The 23,709-nt window shown below is 68.5% G+C and carries 19 protein-coding genes and 1 tRNA gene; 2 read left to right on the top strand and 18 right to left on the bottom strand.

Annotation, left to right across the window (positions count from 1 at the left end):
- The first annotated feature begins 76 nt into the window (after positions 1-76).
- Positions 77-1,960, top strand: a complete 1,884-nt coding sequence (locus ACFQ0E_RS09380) for an SUMF1/EgtB/PvdO family nonheme iron enzyme (RefSeq protein ID WP_386823389.1) — start codon at positions 77-79, stop codon at positions 1,958-1,960.
- A 56-nt stretch (positions 1,961-2,016) separates the two neighbouring features.
- A complete protein-coding gene (locus tag ACFQ0E_RS09375) occupies positions 2,017-2,919 on the top strand; it encodes a M48 family metallopeptidase (protein WP_386823388.1) in 903 nt (300 codons plus the stop codon).
- Between the two features lie 100 nt (positions 2,920-3,019).
- Here ACFQ0E_RS09375 and ACFQ0E_RS09370 read toward each other — a convergent pair whose 3' ends face one another.
- The 18 genes from ACFQ0E_RS09370 to ACFQ0E_RS09285 all read right to left on the bottom strand — a co-directional run bounded on the left by ACFQ0E_RS09370 (position 3,020) and on the right by ACFQ0E_RS09285 (position 23,662).
- A complete protein-coding gene (locus ACFQ0E_RS09370) occupies positions 3,020-5,419 on the bottom strand; it encodes a zinc-dependent metalloprotease (protein ID WP_386823387.1) in 2,400 nt (799 codons plus the stop codon).
- Between the two features lie 554 nt (positions 5,420-5,973).
- On the bottom strand, positions 5,974-8,976 hold the full coding sequence (locus ACFQ0E_RS09365; protein ID WP_386823386.1) for a collagenase: 3,003 nt from the start codon (positions 8,974-8,976) through the stop codon (positions 5,974-5,976).
- A 382-nt stretch (positions 8,977-9,358) separates the two neighbouring features.
- The gene (locus tag ACFQ0E_RS09360; protein WP_386823385.1) at positions 9,359-10,576 is read right to left on the bottom strand and encodes a M24 family metallopeptidase; all 1,218 of its coding nucleotides are present in this window, start codon (positions 10,574-10,576) and stop codon (positions 9,359-9,361) included.
- A gap of 499 nt (positions 10,577-11,075) precedes the next feature.
- Positions 11,076-11,151: transfer RNA gene (locus ACFQ0E_RS09355), tRNA-Lys, on the bottom strand.
- Positions 11,152-11,236: 85 nt separating this feature from the next.
- Entirely contained in the window at positions 11,237-11,920 is a 684-nt protein-coding gene (gene queC / locus ACFQ0E_RS09350; RefSeq protein WP_386823384.1) for a 7-cyano-7-deazaguanine synthase QueC, read from the bottom strand.
- A gap of 25 nt (positions 11,921-11,945) precedes the next feature.
- A complete protein-coding gene (gene queE, locus ACFQ0E_RS09345) occupies positions 11,946-12,620 on the bottom strand; it encodes a 7-carboxy-7-deazaguanine synthase QueE (RefSeq protein ID WP_386823383.1) in 675 nt (224 codons plus the stop codon).
- 69 nt (positions 12,621-12,689) lie between these two features.
- A complete protein-coding gene (ybgF, locus tag ACFQ0E_RS09340) occupies positions 12,690-13,541 on the bottom strand; it encodes a tol-pal system protein YbgF (protein WP_386823382.1) in 852 nt (283 codons plus the stop codon).
- 83 nt (positions 13,542-13,624) lie between these two features.
- A complete protein-coding gene (gene pal / locus ACFQ0E_RS09335; protein WP_386823381.1) occupies positions 13,625-14,155 on the bottom strand; it encodes a peptidoglycan-associated lipoprotein Pal in 531 nt (176 codons plus the stop codon).
- Between the two features lie 96 nt (positions 14,156-14,251).
- Complete coding sequence (gene tolB, locus ACFQ0E_RS09330) at positions 14,252-15,595, bottom strand: Tol-Pal system beta propeller repeat protein TolB (RefSeq protein WP_386823380.1); 1,344 nt, start codon at positions 15,593-15,595, stop codon at positions 14,252-14,254.
- Between the two features lie 153 nt (positions 15,596-15,748).
- Complete coding sequence (locus ACFQ0E_RS09325; RefSeq protein ID WP_386823379.1) at positions 15,749-16,684, bottom strand: TonB C-terminal domain-containing protein; 936 nt, start codon at positions 16,682-16,684, stop codon at positions 15,749-15,751.
- Positions 16,685-17,122, bottom strand: a complete 438-nt coding sequence (tolR, locus tag ACFQ0E_RS09320) for a protein TolR (protein ID WP_386823378.1) — start codon at positions 17,120-17,122, stop codon at positions 16,685-16,687.
- Between the two features lie 59 nt (positions 17,123-17,181).
- Positions 17,182-17,958: a protein TolQ gene (tolQ, locus tag ACFQ0E_RS09315; protein WP_386824095.1), complete on the bottom strand. Its 777-nt coding sequence runs from the start codon at positions 17,956-17,958 to the stop codon at positions 17,182-17,184.
- 79 nt (positions 17,959-18,037) lie between these two features.
- Positions 18,038-18,472, bottom strand: coding sequence for a tol-pal system-associated acyl-CoA thioesterase (ybgC, locus tag ACFQ0E_RS09310; RefSeq protein WP_386823377.1), 435 nt, complete (start codon positions 18,470-18,472; stop codon positions 18,038-18,040).
- A gap of 87 nt (positions 18,473-18,559) precedes the next feature.
- A complete protein-coding gene (gene ruvB, locus ACFQ0E_RS09305) occupies positions 18,560-19,615 on the bottom strand; it encodes a Holliday junction branch migration DNA helicase RuvB (protein WP_386823376.1) in 1,056 nt (351 codons plus the stop codon).
- A 66-nt stretch (positions 19,616-19,681) separates the two neighbouring features.
- Positions 19,682-21,610 (bottom strand): potassium transporter Kup, encoded by a 1,929-nt coding sequence (locus tag ACFQ0E_RS09300; protein WP_386823375.1) that lies wholly within the window; start codon positions 21,608-21,610, stop codon positions 19,682-19,684.
- Positions 21,611-21,656: 46 nt separating this feature from the next.
- Positions 21,657-22,244, bottom strand: coding sequence for a Holliday junction branch migration protein RuvA (gene ruvA / locus ACFQ0E_RS09295; protein WP_386823374.1), 588 nt, complete (start codon positions 22,242-22,244; stop codon positions 21,657-21,659).
- Positions 22,245-22,248: 4 nt separating this feature from the next.
- A complete protein-coding gene (gene ruvC, locus ACFQ0E_RS09290) occupies positions 22,249-22,776 on the bottom strand; it encodes a crossover junction endodeoxyribonuclease RuvC (protein ID WP_137850961.1) in 528 nt (175 codons plus the stop codon).
- A 154-nt stretch (positions 22,777-22,930) separates the two neighbouring features.
- Positions 22,931-23,662, bottom strand: a complete 732-nt coding sequence (locus ACFQ0E_RS09285) for a YebC/PmpR family DNA-binding transcriptional regulator (protein WP_386823373.1) — start codon at positions 23,660-23,662, stop codon at positions 22,931-22,933.
- Positions 23,663-23,709 lie beyond the last annotated feature (47 nt).

Raw genomic sequence — 23,709 nt, 5'->3', positions numbered from 1 at the left:
GGGCCGTTATGCTACCGGAGTGCGGTCCGGGTCAGGCGTGACCCGCTACGGTGGCCGCCGGGCACGGGAGCAACGATTGAACGCGGGCACGAATCGACGGGCGAAGGCGGTGGCATGGCGGGGGCTGGCGTTGTCGGCCGCGCTGGGGCTGCTGGCCGCCTGCGGTGGCGACCGCGCGGACGGGGCGAAAACGCCCGACGGCGAGCCCCGGCGCGAGGGCCAGGTGACGATCGACGGCGACCATGCGATCGCCGAGCAGCTGACCTGGCGACGGCCGATCGCGGTGTTCGACCCGGCCAATCCGCAGGCCGCCCACCGCCGCGCAGCGGCGGCGCTGGCGCGGGACCATCTGTTCGAGGATGGCGAGGCGGCCATTCCGCTCTATCTCGCCCTGCTCGACTTCAACCACGAAGACGGCCAGGCGGCGCTGGGCCTGGAACGGGCGCTGGAGCGCCTGCGCGAGGCCGGTGACGAGGCGCTGGCGCAGGCCGGCGACGAGGAGGCGGCGCTGCGCCGGGCGCATGCGATCGCGGCGGTGATGCGCGCGGTGGAGATGCAGCGGACCGAGGACGGCGCGGCCTACCTGCAGCGCGTGGACCTGGCCGACGAGCTGTGGGCACTGAACGAGGCCGGCGAGCGCGCGCTGGCGGAAGACAAGCTGGGCGAACAGGGCGGCGATGGCGCGCTGCCGCTGTTCCGCAAGGCGCTGGCCCTGCAACCGGGGCAGCCGCGCGCGATGCAGGGCGTGGCGGCGGTGGAGAGCGGGCTGATCCGGCGCGCCGAGGAGGCGGCGGTGCGCGCGGACTTCGCGGCGGCCGAGCGCTGGCTGGCCGAGGCGGCGAAGGTGCGGCCGGGCTTCGGCGCGGTGCAGGCCGGGCGCGAGCAGGTCGAGGAGATCCGCCGCTTCCAGATCGCGCTGCTGCGCGACGAGGGTCTGGCGCTGCTGGCGCGGCCCGGGCAACGCAACAACCTCGAAAAGGCGCGCGAGCTGCTGGCGGTGATGCTGCGCATCGCGCCACCGGGTGATGCCTCGGCGAAGGAACTGCGCACGCGCATCGACATGGCCACGCACTACGGCCTGATGCGCCCGGGCCAGCGCTTCACCGATGCGCTGCAGAGCGGCGGGCGCGGGCCGCGCATGGTGGTGGTGCCGCATGGCGGTTTCCGCATGGGCGCGCGCGATGCCGAGCCGGATGCGAGCGGGTCGGAGCGGCCGTCGCGCTACGTGCGCTTCGACCGGGGCTTCGCGATCTCGGTCACCGAGACGACGGTGGGCGAATTCCGCCGCTTCCTGCAGGCGACCGGTCACAAGCCGCGCGCGGAACGGCGCGGGCATTCGCTGGTGTACGACGAACGCGGCGGCACCTTCGTGCGGCGCAGCGGCGTGGACTGGCGCCACGACCACATGGGCCGGCCGGCCGCGGACGACATGCCGGTGCTGCACGTCAGCGCGAAGGACGCCGAGGCCTACGCACGCTGGCTGTCGGAACGCAGCGGCCAACGCTATCGCCTGCCGAGCGAGGCGGAGTTCGAATACGTGCTGCGCGCGGGCCAGCCGGGGCGCTATCCGTGGGGCGACCTGCCGCCGACGCCGGGCACCGGCAACCTCACCGGCGGCGGCGACCGCTCGCCGGCAGGGCGCAGCTGGGGCAATGCCTTCGTGAGCTATCGCGACGGTTTCTGGGGGCCCGCGCCGGTGGCGCGCTTCCGTGCGAACGCGTTCGGTGCGTACGACATGGAAGGCAACGTGAGCGAGTGGGTCGCCGATTGCTGGCATGATGGCTACCGCCGCGCGCCCACCAACGGCGAGGCCTGGGTCAACCCGGGCTGCCGCACGCGCGTGGTGCGCGGCGGCGCATGGTCGAACGCACCGGCGCAGACGCGCGCGGCGTGGCGACGCCATGCGGAGTACGACAGCACCAACGCGGTGGTGGGTTTCCGCGTGGTGCGCGACATCTGAATCAATACGCGCCATCTATACGCGCCAAGCCGACAGGCCAAAACGAGGACGACACGATGCGACAGAACCCTTTCGGCGGCGGACAGCAGCATGGCGGACAGCGCCGCGGCGGGATCAACCCGCGCTTCATCATCCTCATCGGCTTCCTGCTGTACGGCGCGTACTACTGGTTCTCGAACCGCACCGAGGACCCGTATACCGGCGAGCAGGTGCTGATCGACAGCAGCATCTCGGTGAACGAGGAGAAGGCGCTGGGCCTGCAGGCGTACGAGGACATCCTGTCGAAGGAACGCCCGGTCGACCCGAACTCGCAGGTCGCACGACAGGTGCGCGAGATCGCGCGGCGGCTGATCGCGAAGGTGCCGGAAGTGGAAGCGGCGCTGGCAGCGGAGAACGGCAAGCAGCCGAACGGGTTCTGGCGCGAGTTCGAGTGGGACGTGAACGTGATCGAGTCGGAGCAGGCGAATGCGTTCTGCCTGCCCGGCGGCAAGATGGCGGTGTACACCGGCCTGCTGCCGGTGGCGCAGAACGCCGATGCGGTGGCGGTGGTGATGGGCCACGAGATCGCGCATGCCCTGCTCCGCCACGGCGCGCAGCGGATGTCGCAGCAGAAGCTCAGCCAGATCGGCCAGATGGCCGGCAGCATGAGCGGCATGGACCCGCAGCAGCAGCAGATGATCCAGGCGGCGATGGGCTACGGCTACCTGCTGCCCTACGCGCGCAAGCACGAAACGCAGGCGGACGAAGTGGGCCTGATGCTGGCCGCCGCCGCCTGCTTCGATCCGCAAGAATCGGTGCCGCTGTGGGAGCGCATGAGCCAGGCCAGCGGTGGCAAGGCCCCGCCGGAGTTCTCGTCCACGCATCCGAACCCCGGCACGCGCATCCAGAACCTGCAGTCGCTGATGCCGAAGGCGATGGAGTACCGGAAGAAGTTCTGCCGGGACGCGCAGACGCCTTGACCCGTAGCCCGGGTAAGCGCAACGCGCGCACCCGGGATGAATGTATCCGCGTATGCCGTTCATCCCGGGTGCGCGCGTTGCGCTTACCCGGGCTACGAATTCAAATCGGCGCACCCGGCGGAATCGTGGGCAGCGGGCGCAGCTTCACCGAGGCGGGATCGTCAAGATAGCGGCGCACGTGTGCAGCGGCGGCCTGGCGATCGGCGTCCTTCGCGCCGGAATGCGCATCGGCGAAGGCGCGCAGCGATGCGCGCCACTGCGCGGCGACGCCGGGATGCAGTCCGCCGCCGTCGAGCGCGAGCAGCGCGGCATCGAGCATCGTCCAGTTGCGCGAGGACTGCAGCAGCGCGCCCTGCCCCGCCGCCGGCGCTTCGCGCCATGGCCGTGCGACCAGCGCATCGAACACCTGCGCGGGTGACGGCACGGCGGCCTCCTGACCGTGCTGCCATGCGAGGCGATTGAGTCGCGCGGGATGGAAGCCCTGCTCCGCGACCAGCGCGGAGGCCACGGCGGCGGCCTGCACGGGATCGAACACCGGCGCCATGCGCGTACCGATGTATTCGACGCTGCGCGCGTATTCATTCGACGGCGGCGCCAGCACCGCGAGCACCGATGGCGGGAGCGCGAGCACGTCGAGCGAGAGCAGCGACGACGCGGCAGCCAGCGCCTTCGCCTGTCGGGTGCCGTCGGTGGCGCGCACGCCGCCGGGCTTGTCGCCGATCAATCCGTAACGATATTCGCCGCCGCCGAGCAGGCGCATCGCGGCTTCGGTCTGGTAGCGGTGCAGCAGGTAGATCGGCACCAGTCGGCGTTCGGCGTCGCCGGCCTGGCGATCCGGCGGCAGCGCGCCTTCGGCGAAGCGCGCGAGCGCGGCCTTGCGCACGCGCAGCAGGTGGTCGAGACCGTCGAACGGATCGCCGGGGATGTCCCACAGCACGCCCTCGGCATGCACGTCGCCACCGACGCGCGCATCGGGATCGGAGACGTAGGCGTAGCCCTTCGCCGCGATGTCGGCGCGCAGCCGCGCCAGCTCCGCCACTTCGCGGTCCGGCGGGAAGTCGCCATAGCCATGCGCGACGAGGAAGTGGTCCCAGTCGCTGGTGCCGGTGCGATAGGCCGAAGCGAGTCGCGGCTGGCCATCGGCGCCGAGCGCGATCATCGGATGCGGGTAGTCCAGCACCGAGCCCTCGCCGGTGCGGCTGGCGGCGAAGTTGTGCGCGAAACCGAGCGCATGCCCGACCTCGTGCGCGGACAGCTGCTTCAGGCGATCGAGCGCCATCCGCTTTGCTTCGTCCATCAGCGCGGGATCGGCACCCGGGCGATGCGGCGCGAGCAGGCCTTCGGCGATCAGCAGGTCCTGGCGCACGCGCTGCGAGCCGAGGTTGACGTAGCCCTTGATGATCTCGCCGGTGCGCGGATCGACGAGACCGCCGCCGTAGGACCAGCCGCGCGTGGCGCGATGCGTCCAGGTGATGGTGTTGTAGCGCACATCGCTCATCGACAGGCCTTCGGGCGCGAGTTCGGCGCGGAAGGCATCGATGAAGCCGGCGGACTCGAACGCGGCCTTCCACCAGTTCGCGCCTTCGAGCAGCGCGCTGCGGATCGGCTCGGGCGTGCCGCGATCGAGGTAGAACACGATCGGCTTCTTCACCCGGCTGCGCGGCGCAGTGGGATCGAGCTTTTCCAGTCGGAATCGAGGCTGCAGACGCACTTCGAGGTTGCGATCGATCGGCTGCGCGAAATCGAAGAACGCATGGCTGTAGGCACCGGAGCCGGGATGGTAGGCGCGCGGACGGTAACGTGCATCGGGCAGGCGCACGAAGCCCACGCGCTGTTTGACGGTGAGGCGCCGCGCGTCGGCAGCGGCCTGGCGCGCGAACGCGCCCTGCCCGTCACCGGTGAAGGTGAGCAGCGCGGCGAATTCGACGTTGTCGGGAAACACGCGGGTGTCTTCGGCGAGCACGGCGCTGCGTTCGGCGGACAGCGCATGCTTGCCCTGCTTCGTCGCGTCGAGGCGATCGGCGACGCCGATCAGGTCGCTGGCGAGCAGGCCGCCGATGTCGAGCCACTGCCGGCCGGCGGCATCGGTCGCGATCTCGCCGGACCAGATGACCGATTCGGCGAAGGCGTCGCGCGTTGCCGCAGCTTCGTCGGCATCGGCAGAGCGCGCGACGAAGCGCATGTTCTTCTGCACCAGCAGCGCGCGCTTGCCGGCGCGGCGGAATTCGACCAGCACCGGATCGACGTTCTGCGCGCGATCCAGGCCGATGTCATTGGAGCCGATGGCGCGCTCCAGCGTGGCGACCATGAGGAATTCGCCGGGCACGGTGGCGAGATCGATGCGGACGCGACCATTGGCGCGATCGGCATCGACGGCGGCGAAGCTGCCGGCGGCTTTCGATGCGGATGTCGTGGACGGGGCGGCCGGCGATGCGGCGAGGATCGGCGTCGCGGCGAGCAGGCCGGTGGCGCAGCACAGGGCGAGGAGCAGGCGATGCATCACGTTCTCGTTGTTCCGGGGCGACCCGGCGCACCGTAGCGCGGGGGTCTTCGACAAATCAAGGCCGGGGCATGGCGGGGCATCCCGGTGCATTCGCTTCAAGGGGATGTCGCGACTTGCGTCGCTCCCACAAGAGCGGCATGACCCTTGTGGGAGCGACGCAAGTCGCGAACGCTTTTGATCGGCAGCCAGCCAGGCAAAAAGCAACGTCGACCTCGCGCAAGCGAGGACCCATGCATGACTGCGGCGAGAGGTTGGGTCCTCGCTTGCGCGAGGATGACAATGGTGTTTCTCATGGAGTGAACCGCATCGGTTGGGTGTCGCGACTTGCGTCGCTCCCACGAGTGGGATGAGCGCTCTTGTGGAAGCGACGCAAGTCGCGACCGCATTCAAACAAATCACGCTTCACATCGCACGCACGCAAAAACGGGGCGGACGCGTCGTGCGCATCCGCCCCGGCCGCGAATCCGGCGCCCCGGGGGCGGTTAGCCGGCACCACATGGCGGCAAGACCGGCGGGCGTTGCCCGCCGGCGGAGTGAGTACTGCAGGAGGATCAGTACTCGGCACTCACCTTGACGCCGCTGAAGGTCGTGGCGGCGTGCAGCGATACGTACAGGTAACCCGAGGGCGGGTTGGCGATGACGATCGACTCGCCGTTGCCCGCGTTGCGCGACACGTAGCTCGACGAGGTGGTCGCCCACGACACCGTGCTCGCGTACAGGTCGGCATTGCCGGTGCCGCCCGACGCGGTCAGGCGCAGCTGCGACGTGCCCGGCGGGACCAGCAGGTACATGTAGACGTAGTTGCCCTGGGTCGCCGACAGGTTGCTGCGGCTGCAGTTCCTGCCCAGCTCGTCCGCGCGCGCAGCGGTGCACTCGGGCAGCGCGGTGCTTGCGGTGTAGCTGCCGGTGAGGCTGACGCCCGAGAACGTGCTGTACGCATTGACCATCACGTAGTAGCGACCGGCCTGCACGTTGGCGATGCTGCAGGTTTCGCCGTTGCCGCTGAGGTACGGACGGCAATCGTAGGCCGTGCTGGTCGGCGCCGAGCCGTAACGCACGTACAGGTCGGCATCACCGGTGCCGCCGGCCATCGTGAACTTCAGATTGGTCGCGCCGGCCGGCACGTCCATCACGAAGGCGAGCTTCTGCCCGGTCGCGGCAGCCAGGCCGGTCCGGGCGACGCCGTTGGCGAGCACGGTCTCGGTCGGCGGCGTCACTGCGGTGACCGTGACCGACTGCGTGCGCGTGGCAGTGGCACCGTTGTTGTCGGTGACCGTCAGCACGACGCTGTAGGTGCCGGCCGTGGCGTAGGTCTTGCTCGGGCTGGTCGCGGTGGAGGTGGTGCCGTCACCGAAGTTCCACGAACGCGAGGCGATGCTGCCGTCGGGATCGCTGGAGCCGTCGGTGAAGCTGGCCACCAGACCATTGGTCGTCACGCTGAAGTTCGCGACCGGCGGCGTGTTGACCGTGCCGCCGCAGCCGCTGGCGTTCGGGTTCGCGACGCAGGGCAGCCAGGCCTTGAAATCGGCGTTGTACTGCGTGCCGATGCCGTTCATGAAGCTTTCGTAGCCGTTGTAGTTGCCCGGGCGCACGAAGCCGAGGATCGACGTCACCTGCGGGCGACGCTTCTCGAACATGTAGCGCACCGCCAGGTAGCCCCAGTTGTAGACCCGGGTCTGGCCGCTGTTGTAGTCGTTCTGGAAGATCGTGCTGAGCGAGTACGTTCCGTTCGCCGCCTGCTGCTGCGCAGCGGTGTAGGTAAGGTTGCGGTACGAGTAGGACATGTACTCGGCCAGGCCTTCGATCCACCACACGGTCTTCTTGGCGATGGACGCGCCGAAGTCGCCGTAGAGGTTGAAGCGACCGTCGAGGTAGTGCACGTACTCGTGCGTGAGGTTCCAGATCTCGAAGCTCGGCAGCACCCACTCGGCCTCGTAGGCGATGAAGCGCGCCTGGTTGCCGACCGTGGCGGGATTGCCTTCCAAGTACATGCCGCCGTTGTTGGTGTCGATGCCGAAGATCGCGCCGGCATAGGTGCCGTAGTCGGTGCTGCTGTTGAAGACCACCATTTCCAGCGCGGTATTGTTGTCGTTCGCCACCGGGGTGCGGCCGGTGGCCAGCTGGTTGTGGAAGTAGTTTTCCTGACCGGCAACGATGCTGCAGGTGCTGGACAGCTCCGAGGCAGTCATCGACTGCGCGCGGATCTTCAGGGTCGGACTGCAGGTGTGCGTGATCGGCAGGGCCGCGGCCTCGACGCGCGCCTGGAAGTTGCACATGCTGTAGTAGCTGCAGTTGGCGGCGTCGTAGTAATTCACCAAGTCGCCGAGCCCGACCCACAGCGGCGCCGAGACACCGGTGATCGAGGAACGATCGCCCAGCGCCTTCACCCGCGAGCTGGCCAGCGTCTTCAGGCTGCCGGTGTACTGCAGGAAGCGCGCGGCTTCGCGACCCGCGTTCACCACCATGTAGTCCTCGGCGGTACCGAGCCGCGAGAAGTTGGCGTTGGCGAAGTTGTACAGGCTGTCGACGATGGAGGTATCGCTCTGCACCAGCGTGCGGAAGTCCGCGTTCTGGTGGCCGCGGAACATCACCGTGAAGGTGTTGTTCACCGCGACCTTCATCCAGTAGTAGGCGTTGTGGCCACTGCCGTAGGACGACAGCAGGCGCTTGACCGCCGGCAGCATCCGCGCGTTCTCGGTCGAACTGTCGATCAGGGTCACGTACTCGGCGAGGATTTCGCCGTGCGTGTCATTGACCAGACCGAAATTCGCGTTGTTGTAGAAGGCATCCAGCGCCGGACCGATGGCGCTCTTCAGCGGTTGGCCGTAGCTGCCCACCGCCGGGTCGTAGAACTGCACGTAGTAGCCCGCGCGCAGGAACACGATCAGCTGCAGCGTGCTGTCGGCATTGGTGCCGTTGTAGGCGCTTGCCGAGCCGCGCAGCGCGTTGGCGATCGTCACCATCTGCGATTCGCGGAAGGTGTTGAACGCAGTGCTGCCCGAGAGGCTGAACAGCTCGTTGATGCAGGTGACGTCGGCGGACTTCACCGCCGACACCAGCGCCGAACCGCTGAGGCTCTGGAACGAGGTGGGGCTGCACACTGCCGCGATCGATGCGGCGCGGCCAGTGCGCAGGCGATAGGCGTGGGGCGTGCGGAACGAGGGCCGGCGCAGCATGTCCTTGCGCGAATGGCCATGGTCGTAGCTGGTGTGCTCGCGCGCGACCGCCGGCTGGCGGGGCATGCGCGCGTTCGCGCTCAGCGGCCTGGTCTGGATGTGGCCGCCGACGATCTGGTCTTCGAGGCTGGGCATGCGCCGCGATGCCGATGCGACGAACGGCGAGCCCGGCATGCGTGCGTGTTCATTGGCGTGCGCCGCAGGGGCAGCATGCGCGGCGCCTGCATGCTGCACGCTGGCGTGCATCGCCCCGCCCTGCCCCGCGCGGGTCTCAGCCGCGAACCACTGTCCCGTGGTCGCGGCATAGCTCAATACCGCTACTGCGGCGGCCGAAGCCCCCAGCAGCAGCGCCTTGCGTTTGTTCTGTACGAAAGACATCGGTCTCCCCTCTTTTCTGTCGAGAAATTGGAACAACGAGAGAGACGTCGGCGCACCCGATGCGCCCGGAGCTGCGCCTGCGGCGCGCCCTCTTGTGGTGTCGTCCGGCGCGTGGCGCGCCGTCGCGGTGTGTCGCACGGGTTGTCGACGTCGATGAACGGAACCCGTGGAGGCGTTCCGCGACTGCCGCACCGGGTCATGCGTCTTCGCACGGCCCGATGCATCGGCACGAGGCTGCAAGGCCCCATTCCGGCGGTCGTCGACGCAACGGCTGCCCCCAGCCCCGTGCGACGGCCTGATGCGTGTCCGTGCCGTGCGATCCGCGCTTGCTCTTCGGCATTCGCGCGCATCACGGCATCGGTGGATCAGTTCGGCGTGCGCATCACCCCCGCAATCCGAAGGGATCGACGAACGAGGTCGCAGGCGGCGTGAACCAGCGCGCACCGTCGTCGGTGACATGGAAATGGTCTTCGAGGCGGATGCCGAAACGCTCCGGCACCACGATCATCGGTTCGTTGCTGAAGCACATGCCGCGCCCCAGCGGACGCGTGTCGCCCTGCACCAGATAGGCCGGCTCGTGGATCGACAGACCGAGGCCGTGGCCGGTGCGATGCGGCAGACCCGGAAGACGATAGGCGGGTCCGTAGCCGTTGCGCGCCAGCGTGCGACGCGCCACCGCATCGACCTCCTCGCACGGCACGCCCGGACGCACGGCATCGAACGCCGCCTGCTGCGCCTCGCGCTCGTGCGCCCACGCTTCCGCGTGCTGGGCCTGCGGTCGGCCGAACGCGTAGGTGCGTGTGATGTCGGAGTGGTAGCCGTCGACGGTGCAGCCGGTGTCGATCAGCACCAGATCGTCGGCCTGCAGCGTCTGTTCGCTAGGCAGGCCGTGCGGATAGGCGGTGGCGACGCCGAACTGCACCGCGCAGAAAGTGCTGCCGCCATCGGCACCGAGCGCGCGATGTGCCTCGTCGATGAAGCGCTTCACCTCACCGGTGGTGATGCCCGGTCGCAGCAGCATCGCCGCCTGGCGATGCACTTCCAGCGTCATCGCCATCGCCTGGCGGATCAGTGCGAGTTCCGCTTCGGACTTGTACATCCGGCAGCCGTCGATTAGCGGCGCACCGTCGAGCAGGCGCACCGCCGGGGCATGACGCTGCATGCCCTGCACCAGCCGCCACGGCAGCTCCGGATCGAGCGCCAGCGACGCGACGCCCCGCTCGCGCAGCGCGGCGGCGAGGACCGCACAGGGATCCTCGTGCTCCTCCCAGCCGAGCTGCGCCAGCGGCAGCTGGCTGGCCGCGACCAGCGAACCCCGCTCGAATTCCGGGCCGATCAGGAACGGCGCACCGCTCTGCGGCACCAGCAATGCGACCAGGCGCTCGGTCGCACCCCACGGAATCCCGATGAAATAACGCAGGCTGGCCCCGGCATGGACCAGCAGCGCATCCACGCCGGTCCCCGCCATCGACGCCTGCACCCGGGCGATGCGGCCTTCACGCTCGGCCGGACCGATGCGCTCGGCGCGCTCGCGCCAGGGACGCAGCGCCACCAGCAGGCGCTGGCCGTCGGCGTGGGATTGCGGCACCTTGGCTGTCATCAAACGGACCCTGAATGATCGTATACGATATATTTTCTATACGACGACTCAGACCATTGCAAGCCTTGGACGCGGTTTCGATGCCGCTGTCACGGTTTTCCCTGCAGCGTCAGGGATACCCATCATGCAGATCGCTGGATTCCTGCCGCATCGCAGCATGCGCGCGCGCTGACTGCCGATAACGCGGCGTCTCTTCACGGCCCACGATCACGAGAGTGAGCGCGCGAGGGCGGGAAATCCTTCCCGGGAAGCAATATGGGGAGTGGTGGGCCGTGAAGGGCGAAGCGGCGCGCCTGCGAGCCACTGCCTCGCGCGCCGGCGAGCGCCCGAGCGCTGCGCGCGAGGGCCGGAAATCCTTCACTGGGAATGCTTCTGGAGAAGTGGTGGGCCGTGAAGGGCGAAACGGCGCGCCTGCGAGGCACTGCCTCGCGCGCCGATGAGCGCCCGAGCGCTGTGCGCGAGGGCCGGAAATCCTTCACTGGGAATGCTTCTGGGGAAGTGGTGGGCCGTGAAGGATTCGAACCTTCGACCAAAAGATTAAAAGTCTTCTGCTCTACCGACTGAGCTAACGGCCCATTGTCCGGACATGCCGGCCCGGCCTTGCACCGGGGCGCGCATTCTAGCTCAAACCTGCGGGATGGTCAGCAGGGGCCATTCCATTCAGACATAACGCGTGGGATCGGCCACGCCGGCTGCGGCGAAACCCTCGGCGCGCAGGCGGCAGGCATCGCAATGCCCGCAGGCCCGGCCGTCGGCATCGGCCTGGTAGCAGGAGACGGTCTCGCTGAAATCCACGCCCAGACGCAGGCCCTCGCGGACGATGTCGGCCTTGCTCATGCGCAGCAGCGGCGCGTGGACGCGGAAGCCCGCACCTTCGACGCCGGCCTTGGTCGCGAGGTTGGCCAGCGCCTGGAAGCCGTCGATGAACTCCGGCCGGCAGTCGGGATAGCCCGAATAGTCGACCGCGTTGACGCCGCAGAACAGGTCGGTCGCGCCCAGCACCTCGGCCCAGCCCAGCGCGACTGACAGCATGATCGTGTTGCGCGCTGGCACGTAGGTCACCGGGATGTCCGCGCCGATCACGTGGCCATCGGAATCCACAGGTACGTCGATGTGCTCGTCGGTCAGCGCCGAGCCGCCGATGCTGCGCAGGTCGACATGCACGGTCTTGTGCGCGGCGGCACCGAGGCTCGCGGCGACACGCGCGGCGGCATCCAGTTCGGACGTGTGACGCTGGCCGTAGCGCACGCTCAGCGCATGCGGCGCGAAGCCCAATTCGCGGGCGATGGCGAGCACGACGGCGGAATCCATGCCTCCGGAGACGAGGACGACGGCGGGTTTCATGCGGGCATTCCTTCTTTTTCTTCGTTCAACGACCGGGCTCGTCGTTCCACAGGATCTTGTGCAGCTGCATCTGGAACTTCACCGGCAGGCGATCCTGGACGATCCAGTCGGCGAGGTCGCGGGCGGAGAGCTCGCTCTTGCTCGGCGAGAACAGCACGTCGCAGCGCTCGTGCAGGCGATGCTCGCGCAACACGTCGCGCGACCATTCGTAGTCCTCGCGACCACAGATGACAAACTTCACCTGGTCGTGCGCGGTGAGCAGAGGCAGGTTTTCCCAGCGGTTGCGCGCCACTTCGGCGGAACCGGGCGTCTTGATGTCGAGCACGCGCGAGACGCGCGGATCGACGTCGGCGATGTCGATCGCGCCTGAGGTTTCCAGCGAGACGACGTAGCCGGCATCGCAGAGTCGACGCAGCAGGTCGAGGCAGCGCTTCTGCGACAGGGGCTCGCCGCCGGTCACGCAGACGTGGCGCACGCCATGCGAGGCGACCTCGGCGAGCAGGTCGTCGATCGACCGCCATTCGCCGCCGAAGAAGGAATAGGTGGTGTCGCAGTACTGGCAGCGCAGCGGGCAGCCGGTCAGGCGGACGAAGACCGTCGGCCAGCCGGCGTCGCGGGCCTCGCCCTGCAGCGAGAGGAAGACTTCGGTGATCTTGAGGCGGTCCGCCGGTACGGCGGGCGCGGCGGGCGCGTCGTTCATCGGCGCATTTTACCGTCCGCCACCGCATTGCGCCGGGCTTTCCACCCGGCGCGGTCCCGGCGGGTGCGCTCAGCGCACCTTCAACAGCTGGATCGCGCGCAGGCGGTCGTCGGCGACGCGGGCGGCCTCGGTGCCCGGATAGCGGCCGAGCACCTGGTTGTAGCTGGCTTCGGCGGCATCGAGCTGACGCAGACCCTGCTGGCACAGGCCGACCTTGAGCAGCGCGCCGGCCGCCTTGTCGTGGGTCGGATACCGGTCGAGCAGGCCCTGGAACTGTTCCTGGGCCAGCGCGTAGTTCTGGGTGACGTAGTAGCTCTCGCCCAGCCAGTACATCGCGTTCGGCGCGTAGGTGCCGGCGGGATGACGGTCGAGGAAGGCCTGGAACTGGCGCGCGGCATCGGCGTAGCGACCGCCCTTGAGCGTCTCGAAAGCAGCGTTGTAGGCGTTGCGCTCGTCGACGCCCGTGCCGAGCGTGGCGGCATCGCCGTACACACGCGGCGGAGTGTCCTGATAGGCCGGCACTGCAGGCGCCGGCGAGGCCGGGGCTGCGGCAGGTCGCGCAGGCGTGGCGGGCGTGGCACCGATGGCCGGCGTGTCGGTCGTCGGCGTGGACGGACCGGCGGCACCGCTTTCCAGCCGTTCCAGGCGGCTGTCGAGATCGAGGTACTGCGACCGGCCGCTCTGGGTCTGCTGTTCGAGCTTTTGCTGCAGTTCCTCGATCTGCGCGCGCTGCGCCTGCACTTCGGACTTCAGTTCGCCGATCTGGTTGAGCAGGTCGAGATTGCCCGAACGCATCGCTGACAGCTGCTGTTCGAGCGCGGCGAGGCGGTCGGCGGTGCTCACGCGCTGCGCATGGGCAGGCGCGACCAGCAGGCAGGCGAACAGGAATGCGGCGATCAGAGGAATGCGTCGGAGGTTCACGTCGGGCACGGCTCGTTGCAGTGGGAACACGTGGTTGCGGGCGTCACGGGGGCATCGTCACCGATGCCCCCGCGCGGTGCGCATCACTTCGCGGTGTAGACGATCTCGACGCGACGGTTGCGGCCCCAGCAGTCTTCGTTCGAATCGGTGCAGGTCGGGCGCTCTTCGCCGTAGCTGACGACGGTCATCTGGCTGCCCGAACCGCCGTTGGCCTGCACGGCGGAGGAGACGGCATTGCCGCGGCGCTCGCCGAGGCCGAGGTTGTATTCGCGGCTGCCGCGTTCGTCGGCATTGCCTTCGAGGGTCATGCGCGCGCTCGGACGATCGCGCAGGTACTTGGCATGGCAGGCGACGATGTTCTGGAATTCCGGCTTCAGCGCATCCTGGTCGAGGTCGAAGTAGACCACGCGCTGGCGCAGGCAGGCGTCGGTGTCGAGGTCGCCCGGGCCGTAGGCGCCGCTGGCGGTCGGGCCGGTGTCGCGCACGGTGCCGGCGGAGGTCGACGGGCCGCTGCTCGGCGTGCCGGCATCGGGGGTTTCCTTCACCTTCTTGGAACAGGCGGCGGCCGTCACGCACAGGATCGCGGTCAGCAGGAGTTTGGTCGTCGTGTTCATCGTGTCCTCGTCAGGTCTGTCGGGTGTCGCGGGAAGTTGGTGCCCGATGGGCGATGGAAATGCGTTCGGATCGTGGATTCGGATCTTGGATTCGGATCAGCGCGGCAGGCGGTACGGCCCCCAGGCCGGTTCGCGCACGTCGCCACCGGACACCACCAGGCGCTGGCGCACGCGCGCGTCGGCGGACACCGCATACAGCACGCCGCGCCCGCCTTCGCTGGCAGCGTACAGGACCATCGCGGCGTTCGGCGCGAAGCTCGGCGACTCGTCCTGGCTGCCCGGCGAGAGCATCGACCAGCGCGCCGTACCGAGGGTGCTGTCCATCAGTGCAATGCGGTAGGTGTTGCCGCTGCCCTGCGCCATCGCGATCTTCCTGCCGTCGGAAGACACCGTCGGGCGTGCGTTGTAGCTGCCCTGGAAACTCACGCGCGTCGCCGAACCGCCTGTCGATGCGACCTGGTAGATCTGCGGGCGACCGCCACGGTCCGAGGTGAAATAGATGCGGCTGCCGTCGGCGCTCCAGGTCGGTTCGGTGTCGATGCCGAACTGGTTGGTGAGCTGGGTCAGCGCGCGGCTGCCGAGGTCCATCACGTAGATCTCGGGATTGCCGCTGCGTGACAGCGCCATCGCGAGCTTGCGGCCATCCGGCGAGAAGCTCGGCGCGCCGTTGATGCCCTTGAAGCTGGCCACGGTCTCGCGCGCGCCGGTGGCGATGTCCTGCACCACGATCGAGGAATTGCCGCGCTCGAAGCTTACGTAGGCGAGCTTGCGACCGTCGGGGCTCCACGCCGGGGACATCAGCGGCTTGTCGGAACGCACCACGGTCTGCGGGTTGTAGCCGTCGGCGTCGGCGACATAGAGCGCGTACTGCGCGCCCTTGCCGACACCGGTCTGCACGACGTAGGCGATGCGCGTCCAGAACGCGCCGCGCACGCCGGTGATCTTCTCGTAGATCGCGTCGGCGATCTGGTGGGCGACGTCGCGCATCGCATTGGCGCGCGCGGTGAGCGCGAAGGCGAGCATGCGGTTCTTCGCGATGTCGTACAGCTCGTACTCGACGCGGTAGCTGCCGTCGGCGGCATCGAGCACGCGGCCGACGACGATGTAGCTCTGCTTGGCCTGCTGGAAGAAACCGAAGTCGATCTCGCTGCCCCGGGTCGGACGCTGCGTGCCCAGACCGCTGCCGGTGAGCGTGCGGAACTGGCCGGAGCGCGCCAGGTCGGCGGCGACGACCTCGGCGATGTCGGTCTGCGGGGCCGCAGCGGCGCCCTGGTAGGGCATCGGCACCACGGCGATCGGCAGGGCTGCGGCATTGCCGCCGACGATGTCGATCTCCAGCCCGCGGCTCTGGGCGAAGGCGAAGAGCGGCGCCAGGAGGCACAGCAGCGCCAGCAGGGCGGCCGGGAAAGCGGGACGGAACGCAGCGGGGGATGGGGTCATCATGGGTCCAGGCGAAACGGCGCAGTCGTGGGAACGGTCATTCGGAGGACTCGCCGGAGCCCGTGCCTCGGGTCGCCGACGAGGGGACAGCTTGGCCGCGAACGCGGTCAGAAAGATGAACGAAAACGGACTTGTATGAACCGCCGAGGCACATCACGGGTCTTCGGCGCGGAAATTCAGGGTGACGGTGCGGCTGAACACGCTCTCGAAGCCCTTGTACGGCAAGGGCTGGGCCAGCAGCACGGCGCGTTCGACCGAGCGCCGGCCGGGTTCGTCGAAGGGGCAGCTCGGGTCGACCTGGGCCTCGATCACCTGCCCGCCCGGGATCTGCCGGATCACGATCTTGCAGCGCTGGCCGAGGGGAACGCTCTCGGGACGGGTCCAGTTGGCGAGGATCGCCTGCTGCAGCGCCTGCTGATAGGCCGCGAGGAGATTCGGCCCCGCCCCGCCCTGCCCCGGTGGCGGGCTGGCGTTGCTGTTCGCCGCCGATGAAGCCTGCCGCGCGCGCGCATCGGCGAGCTGCTGCAGCTTGGCCTGGGCCAGTTCGGCTTCCCGCTGCGCCTGCGCGCGCTGGCGACGGATGTCCTCCAGCTGCTGTTCGCGCTGGCGTTGCATCTCGTTCTTCGCGCGCTGCTCGGCCTGCTGCTGCCGCTCGCGCTCGGTCAGGTCGACCTGGCCCTGGCGACGCTTGGCCTCCTGCTCGCGCTGCGCGGTCTCGGCGGAGGTCGCGTCGGCCTTCACTTCCTGCTGATCGACGGTGTCGGGATCGACCAGTTGCTCCTGCGGCTTGAGCTGCTCTTCGACGACCGCTTCCGGCAGAGGATCGGGCAGCGGCGCCTCCGGCAACGGCTCCTCGACTGGCTCGGGCTCGGCCGGCTCGGGCAGCGGGACGGGGTCGGCGCGCAGCGCGGCGCGCATGCGGGCCGAAAGCGTGTTGGGATCGACGACATCGGCGCTGATCGGCTCGCCTGCGGCCAGCGACGAGGCCGGACGGAACCACGAACCGACGACCAGCAGCAACAGCAGCACGCCATGCAGGAGCACGGCGATGACCACGGCGAGGACGGTGTCGGCGCGGTTTTCCCGCATTTACTTGCCGTCCTTCGGCAGGCTGACCAGGCTGACCTTGGCGATGCCCGCGTCCTTGATGAGGTCGATGCCGGACATCACGGTCTGGTAGCTGGCGTCGCTGGCGCCATTGACCAGGACCACGGCGTCCTTGTTCTGCGCGTGGATCGCCTTGAGTTCGGCGACCACGTCGGCGGCGGCCAGTTCTCGGTTCTTGCCGCGCTCGAGCATCAGCGCGTAGCGGCCGTCGGCATAGATGCTGACGACGATCGGGTCCTTCGGGGTTTCCAGCGACTTGGCGCGCGACTGCGGCAGGTTGATGTCGGTACCGAGGTTCAGCAGCGGCGCGGTGACCATGAAGATGATCAGCAGCACCAGCATCACGTCGATGTAGGGCACGACGTTGATCTCGGCCTTCAGCTTGCGCTTGCGGTGGCGGCGCGCGGTGGTGAGTGCCATGGAAAGTTCTCGGAAGTCTGGGCGTCAACGGATCGTCGGCGGTGACGGGGTCGCGGCGATCAGGCGTCCTCGATATGCGCCTGGCGCTGCAGGATCGAGGAGAACTCCTCGGCGAAGGTGTCGTAGCGCGAAGCGATGCGCTCGACCCGCGTGGCAAAGCGGTTGTAGGCCCACACCGCCGGGATCGCGGCGAACAGGCCCATCGCGGTGGCCAGCAGCGCTTCGGAAATGCCCGGTGCGACGGTGGCGATGGTCGCTTCCTTCATGGTCGCCAGGCCGTGGAACGACATCAGGATGCCGAGCACGGTGCCGAACAAGCCGACGTAGGGGCTGATCGAGCCGACGTTGGCGAGGAATTCGAGGTTGTGTTCGAGCGCATCGAGTTCGCGCGAGGACGCGGCGCGCATCGCGCGCTGGGCACCTTCGAGCTGCGAACGCGCATCGATGCCGCGACGCTGGCGGACGCGGTTGAACTCGCGCAGGCCGCCTTCGAAGATCGCCTCCAGGCCACCGATCTCGCCCTTGCGCTGCGCGGCTTCGTTATAGAGGCGACCGAGGTCGCCGCCAGCCCAGAAGCGCTCTTCGAACAGGTCGGCTTCCTTCTGCGCCCGGTCGAGCACGCGCTTCTTGCGGAAGATGATGACCCAGGACGCGAACGAGGCCAGCAGCAGCAGCGCCATCACCACCTGCACCGGCAGGCTGGCCGCGGCGATCAGTTCGAGATAGTTCAGTCCACCGCCGTGAAGGGTCGCGGCCTGCGCGGCGACCGGTGCGGCCGCCGAAGCCGCATCCGCCGCTTCGGGCAGCGGTTCGATGGCGGTGGCCTGCAGGGACATGCTCGGAAGAAGCGTGAGGCTCGGCAAGAGCGTGGGCAGAAGGGACATCCGGTGACTCCGCGTTCGATTCGAGGTGGGGCTATTCGGTGGAGGACGAAGGCGCGCGCGTTTCGAGCGCCTTCAGCCGGGCATGCATCGCGTCGGGCATCGGCCGGGGCCGGAAGTCGCTGGCGCGCAGCACCGCGCAACGGACTTCCGCATCCAGCAGACGCTCGCCGTCGCGCTCGATCGACTGCACCAGCACCAGGCTGGCGCCACGACACGCGGTCAGGGCGACGGAAACGCGCAGCGCGTCGTCCAGTCGCGCAGGCCGGCGGAAGTCGATCGACATCGCGCGCACTGCGAACACGAGATCGTATTCGCGGCGCAGCAGTTCCTGGTCGTAGCCGAGATCGCGCAGCCATTCGGTGCGCGCGCGTTCGAGGAACGCCAGGTACTGCGCGTGGTAGACCACGCCGCCAGCATCGGTATCTTCCCAGTAAACCCGGACGGGATGGGTGAACATGGCATTCATCTTCTGGGTTGGGCTCCGTGGTCCATGGCGCGGGATCCGCTGCGCGTGCACGATGCGCCGCGTCGGGCGCAGGCGAACGATGCGCGGTCACGCATCCGGCGCATCCGCTGCATCCGCGAAGAGGTCGGCCGGGCCGCTGGTGCCGGGCTTCGGCTTGAGTCCGAGATGCAGGTAGGCCTTGCGCGTGGCCATGCGACCGCGTGCGGTGCGCACGAGATAGCCCTGCTGGATGAGATACGGCTCGATGACATCTTCCAGCGTGCCGCGCTCCTCGCTCAGCGCTGCGGCCAGCGATTCGACGCCGACCGGGCCGCCGTCGAAGTTGTCGATGATCTGGTGCAGCAGGCGGCGGTCGAGGTCGTCGAAGCCTTCCGGATCGACCTTGAGCATCTTCATCGAGGCCGCGGCAACGTCGCGATCGATGCGGCCGTCGGCCTTGACCTGGGCGAAGTCGCGCACGCGGCGCAGCAGGCGGTTGGCGATGCGCGGGGTGCCGCGCGCGCGGCGGGCAATCTCGCCGGCGCCCTCGGGCTCGCAGGCGATGCCGAGGATCTGCGCGGAGCGGCGCACGATGCGGGTCAGCTCCTCGGCGCTGTAGAACTCCAGGCGCTGGACGATGCCGAAGCGGTCGCGCAGCGGCGCGGTGAGCAGGCCGGCGCGGGTGGTGGCACCGATCAGGGTGAACGGCGGCAGGTCGAGCTTGATCGAACGCGCGGCCGGGCCCTCGCCGATCATGATGTCGATCTGGAAATCCTCCATCGCCGGGTACAGCACTTCCTCGACCATCGGCGAGAGGCGGTGGATCTCGTCGACGAACAGCACGTCGTGCGGCTGCAGGTTGGTCAGCAGCGCGGCAAGGTCGCCGGCCTTCTCGATCACCGGGCCGGAGGTGACGCGCAGGTTCACGCCCAGTTCGTTGGCGATGACATGGCTGAGGGTGGTCTTGCCCAGGCCCGGCGGGCCGAAGATCAGCACGTGATCGAGCGCTTCGCCGCGTCGCTTCGCGGCCTCGATGTAGATCGACATCTGCTCGCGGACCGGCACCTGGCCGAGGTATTCGTCGAGGCGCTTCGGGCGGATGCTGGCGTCGACGACGTCGTCTTCGCGGGTGGCGCCGGAGGCGATGATGCGGTCTGTGCTCATCCGCGCATTATGCATCGCCCGGCGGAGGAGCGGCCCGAGGCCGGCCCTCCGCCGGGCGGACCGGCATCAGATCTGCACCTGCGCGCCCAGTTCGACCAGGCGGTTGCCCGGGATGCGGAAGAACCCGGTCGCCGGCGCGGCATTGCGGTGCATCAGCGCGAACAGCTTGTCGCGCCAGATCGGCATGCCGCGATGGGCGCTGGCGACAATGGTCTCGCGGCTGGCGAAATAGGTCGTGTCCATCGGGTCGAAATGGATCCCGCCCTTGTCGCAGCTGCGCATCAGCGCCAGCGGCACGTCGGGCGTTTCCATGAAACCGAAGCGAATGATGACGCGGTAGAAGTCGTTGCCGATCGACTCGATCTTCAGGCGCTTGTCCTTCGGCGCGTACGGCACGTTGAGCGTGTCCACCGTCAGGAACACGTTGCGCTCGTGCAGCACCTTGTTGTGCTTGAGGTTGTGCATCAGCGCATGCGGCACGACGGTCTTGTCGGCGGTCATGAACACCGCGGTCCCGGGCACGCGCACCGGCGGCGCCAGCATCAGGCCGGGCAGGAAGCTGTCGAGCTGGATGCCTTCCTTGCGGATCTCGGCATGCAGCAGTTCGCGGCCGCGGCGCCAGGTGCGCATCATCGTGAAGGCGGTGATGCCGATGAACAGCGGCACCCAGGCGCCGATGCCGCTGAGCAGCTTGGCGCCGTTGGCGAACAGGAAGGCCAGGTCGATGAAGAGGAACAGCGCGCACAGCGGCAGCACCCAGCGCCGGGTGTCCGGCCAGCGGGTGTAGGCGACGATCGCCAGCAGCAGGGTGTCGATCAGCATGGTGCCGGTGACCGACAGGCCGTAGGCCGTGGCCAGCGCGGTGGAGCTGCGGAAGCTGAAGACCAGCAGGATGACCGCGCCGAACAGCATCCAGTTGACCGAGGGCACGTAGATCTGGCCGATCGTGTCCTTCGAGGTGTACTTGATCGCCAGGCGCGGCATGTAGCCGAGCTGGATGGCCTGGCGGGTGACCGAAAATGCGCCGGTGATCACCGCCTGCGAGGCCACCGCCGCCGCCGTGGTGGCCAGCACCAGCATCGGGATCTGTGCCCAGCCGGGGATCGACATGTAGAAGGGATTGGCCACGGCGGCCGGGTTTTCCAGGAGCACTGCACCCTGGCCGAAGTAGTTGAGCGTCAACGCGGGCAGCACGAACCCGAACCAGCCCCAGCGGATCGGCGCCTTGCCGAAGTGGCCGAGGTCGGCGTACAGCGCCTCGCCGCCGGTCACGGTCAGCACGACCGCACCGAGGATCAGCACCGCATGCCAGTTGTGCGTGGCGAAGAAATGCCAGGCCCAGTAGGGGTTCATCGCCTTCAGCACGATCGGGTTCTGGGCGATGTTCCACAGGCCGAACGCGGCGATGACCACGAACCACGTGATCATGATCGGACCGAAGGCCTTGCCGACCTTCGCCGTGCCGAAGCGCTGGAACGCGAACAGCCCGGTGAGGATGACCACGCTGATCGGCAGCACCCATTCCTTGAAGACCGGCGAGATCACTTCCAGGCCCTCGACCGCGCCGAGCACGGTGATCGGCGGGGTGATCATCCCGTCGCCGAAGAACAGCGCGGCACCGAAGATGCCGAGGATGCCGACCGTGTAGCTGAGTCGCGACCCGGGTTTCAGGCTGCGCTGTGCCAGCGCCGTGAGCGACATGATGCCGCCCTCGCCTTCGTTGTCGGCGCGCATGATCACGATCACGTACTTCAGCGTGACCACCAGCAGCAGCGACCAGAAGCCCAGGGACAGCAGGCCTTTGACCGTTTCGGCATCGGGCGTGAGGCCGAAGTGCGGGTGGAACATTTCCTTGATCGTGTAGAGCGGGCTGGTGCCGATGTCGCCGAACACCACGCCGACCGCACCGGCGACGAGCGCCGCCATGCCTGCCGCGCCGTGACCGCCATGGCCATGGCCTGGATTGGCGGTTTCCTGGGAAGAAGAAGTACTCATCGGAGAAAGCCGGAAGGCCCTCGGTCAGGATGGAATGCGGGAGGCGTCAGCGCAGTGCGGACTGCAGCGCCTTGCGGATGATGGTCGCGGTGTCGTCGCCGGCGGCCGTGGCGTCGCGCGCCATGCGCGCGGCCTCGGCGGGCTTGTAGCCCAGCTGCTGCAGCGCGATCACGGCTTCGGACTGCGCATCGGCGGGCACGCCCGACATGGGCGTGCTGTTGCCGGTTGCGAAGTCGGTGGCGCGGTCGCGCAGCTCGACGATGATGCGCTCGGCGGTCTTCTTGCCGATGCCGGGGATGCGGGTGAGCGCGGCGACGTCGCCGGTCTGCACCAAGCGCGCGAATTCGTCGACGCTGGCGCCGGACAGCACCGCCAGCGCGATCTTCGCGCCGATGCCGCTGACCTTCTGCACTTCGCGGAAGAGGCGACGCTCGGATTCGCGCAGGAAGCCGTACAGCGACACGCTGTCTTCCTTCTGCGCGTAGTGCGTGAACAGCACGACTTCGCGGCCCACTTCGGGCAGATCGAAGATCGTGCTCATCGGCGCTTCGAGTTCGTAGCCGACGCCGTGGACGTCGACCATCAGCCAGGGCGGCTGCTTGTGGACCAGGATGCCTTTCAGGCGGCCGATCATGGATTCACTTCCTCCACGCCTGGCGCGCGCTGACGCCCAGGCGTTGCGCGGTCGCGCGGACATGCGCATGGGTGATGGCGACGGCGAGGGCGTCGGCGGCGTCGGACTGCAGCTTGCCCTTGAGGTTGAGCATCATCCCGACCATGTGCTGGATCTGGGATTTCTCAGCGCCGCCGGTGCCGACCACGGCCAGCTTGATTTCCTTGGCGGCGTATTCGTGCACCGGCAGGTCGCGCAGCACTACCGCGCAGAGCGCTGCGCCGCGGGCCTGGCCGAGTTTCAGCGCGGAGTCGGGGTTGCGCGCCATGAAGACTTTCTCGATCGCCACTTCGTCGGGGCGGTGGGTGTCGAGGATATCCCCCAGCGCGTCGAGCAAACGCTTCAACCGCAGCGGGAACTGTTCCTTGGTCTCGTCGGCGGCCAGCAGGTTCAGCGGCGCGTGGAAGACGTGGGTGGCGCGGCCGGCGGCGTCGACATCGATGATCCCCACGCCGGTGCGCTGCGAGCCCGGGTCGATGCCGAGGATACGCACGCTGCCCGCGCCGGTGCCGGACCCGGCGCCGGGAAGGGTGAATCGTGCAGCGAGGGTGGCCAAGGGGCTGGGCTCGGCGATTCAGGGGCGGGAGGCGATCCGGGGGCGAGGCGGCGGGCGCATGGCGTCCGCGTCCCTGCGCCCGCATCCGGCCTCACGCATAGGCGTCCGCGCCGAGTTCGGCGTTCGAATACACGTTCTGCACGTCGTCCAGATCCTCCAGCCAGCGCAGCAGCTTGACCACCTGCTGCGCGGTGTCGCCGGCGACCGGGCTGTCGTTGTCGGCGCGATAGGTGACCTCGGCGATGTCGGCCTTGAGGCCGGCGGCCTCCATGGCGGCCTTCACGTCAGCGAAGGCCTCGGGGGCGGTCAGCACGTCGATGGCGCCATCCTCGGGGTAGACGACCACGTCGTCGGCACCGGCCTCGATGGCGACTTCGGTGACCTTCTCTTCGTCCGCGCCGCCGGCGAAGGACAGCACGCCGAGCTTGCGGAACATGAAGGAGACCGAGCCTTCCGTACCCATGTTGCCGCCGCACTTGCTGAAGGCATGGCGCACGTCGGCGACGGTGCGGACCTTGTTGTCGGTCAGGCAGTCGACGATCACCGCGACGCCGCCGGGGGCGTAGCCCTCGTAGCGCACTTCCTCGTAGACCACGCCTTCCAGCTCGCCGGTCGCCTTCTTGATGGCGCGCTCGATCACGTCCTTGGACATGTTGACCGACAGCGCCTTGTCGATGGCGGTGCGCAGGCGCGGGTTGCCGGCGGGATCGCCGCCCCCGGCGCGCGCGGCGACGCCGATCTCGCGAATGATCTTGGTGAAGATCTTGCCGCGCTGCGCGTCGACCGCGTTCTTGCGGGCTTCGATGGAAGGACCTCTACCCATGCCGCACCTGTAGACCTGTTGCGAATGCCGAGCCCGGCATTTTACCC

The sequence above is a fragment of the Lysobacter brunescens genome (assembly GCF_042677005.1).
Lineage (GTDB): Bacteria > Pseudomonadota > Gammaproteobacteria > Xanthomonadales > Xanthomonadaceae > Lysobacter_I > Lysobacter_I brunescens.
Note: the sequence above shows the minus strand (reverse complement) of the source record. Positions and strands in the feature narration are given on the sequence as shown.

Coding starts and splice junctions, on each gene's coding strand:
- ACFQ0E_RS09300 (WP_386823375.1), bottom strand. CDS start 21,610: ATGAGTACTTCTTCTTCCCAGGAAACCGCCAATCCAGGCCATGGCCAT.
- ACFQ0E_RS09375 (WP_386823388.1), top strand. CDS start 2,017: ATGCGACAGAACCCTTTCGGCGGCGGACAGCAGCATGGCGGACAGCGC.
- pal (WP_386823381.1), bottom strand. CDS start 14,155: ATGAACACGACGACCAAACTCCTGCTGACCGCGATCCTGTGCGTGACG.
- ACFQ0E_RS09360 (WP_386823385.1), bottom strand. CDS start 10,576: ATGACAGCCAAGGTGCCGCAATCCCACGCCGACGGCCAGCGCCTGCTG.
- ACFQ0E_RS09325 (WP_386823379.1), bottom strand. CDS start 16,684: ATGCGGGAAAACCGCGCCGACACCGTCCTCGCCGTGGTCATCGCCGTG.
- tolR (WP_386823378.1), bottom strand. CDS start 17,122: ATGGCACTCACCACCGCGCGCCGCCACCGCAAGCGCAAGCTGAAGGCC.
- queE (WP_386823383.1), bottom strand. CDS start 12,620: ATGAACGACGCGCCCGCCGCGCCCGCCGTACCGGCGGACCGCCTCAAG.
- ACFQ0E_RS09370 (WP_386823387.1), bottom strand. CDS start 5,419: ATGCATCGCCTGCTCCTCGCCCTGTGCTGCGCCACCGGCCTGCTCGCC.
- tolB (WP_386823380.1), bottom strand. CDS start 15,595: ATGACCCCATCCCCCGCTGCGTTCCGTCCCGCTTTCCCGGCCGCCCTG.
- ruvA (WP_386823374.1), bottom strand. CDS start 22,244: ATGATCGGCCGCCTGAAAGGCATCCTGGTCCACAAGCAGCCGCCCTGG.
- tolQ (WP_386824095.1), bottom strand. CDS start 17,958: ATGTCCCTGCAGGCCACCGCCATCGAACCGCTGCCCGAAGCGGCGGAT.
- queC (WP_386823384.1), bottom strand. CDS start 11,920: ATGAAACCCGCCGTCGTCCTCGTCTCCGGAGGCATGGATTCCGCCGTC.
- ACFQ0E_RS09285 (WP_386823373.1), bottom strand. CDS start 23,662: ATGGGTAGAGGTCCTTCCATCGAAGCCCGCAAGAACGCGGTCGACGCG.
- ruvB (WP_386823376.1), bottom strand. CDS start 19,615: ATGAGCACAGACCGCATCATCGCCTCCGGCGCCACCCGCGAAGACGAC.
- ACFQ0E_RS09365 (WP_386823386.1), bottom strand. CDS start 8,976: ATGTCTTTCGTACAGAACAAACGCAAGGCGCTGCTGCTGGGGGCTTCG.
- ybgC (WP_386823377.1), bottom strand. CDS start 18,472: ATGAATGCCATGTTCACCCATCCCGTCCGGGTTTACTGGGAAGATACC.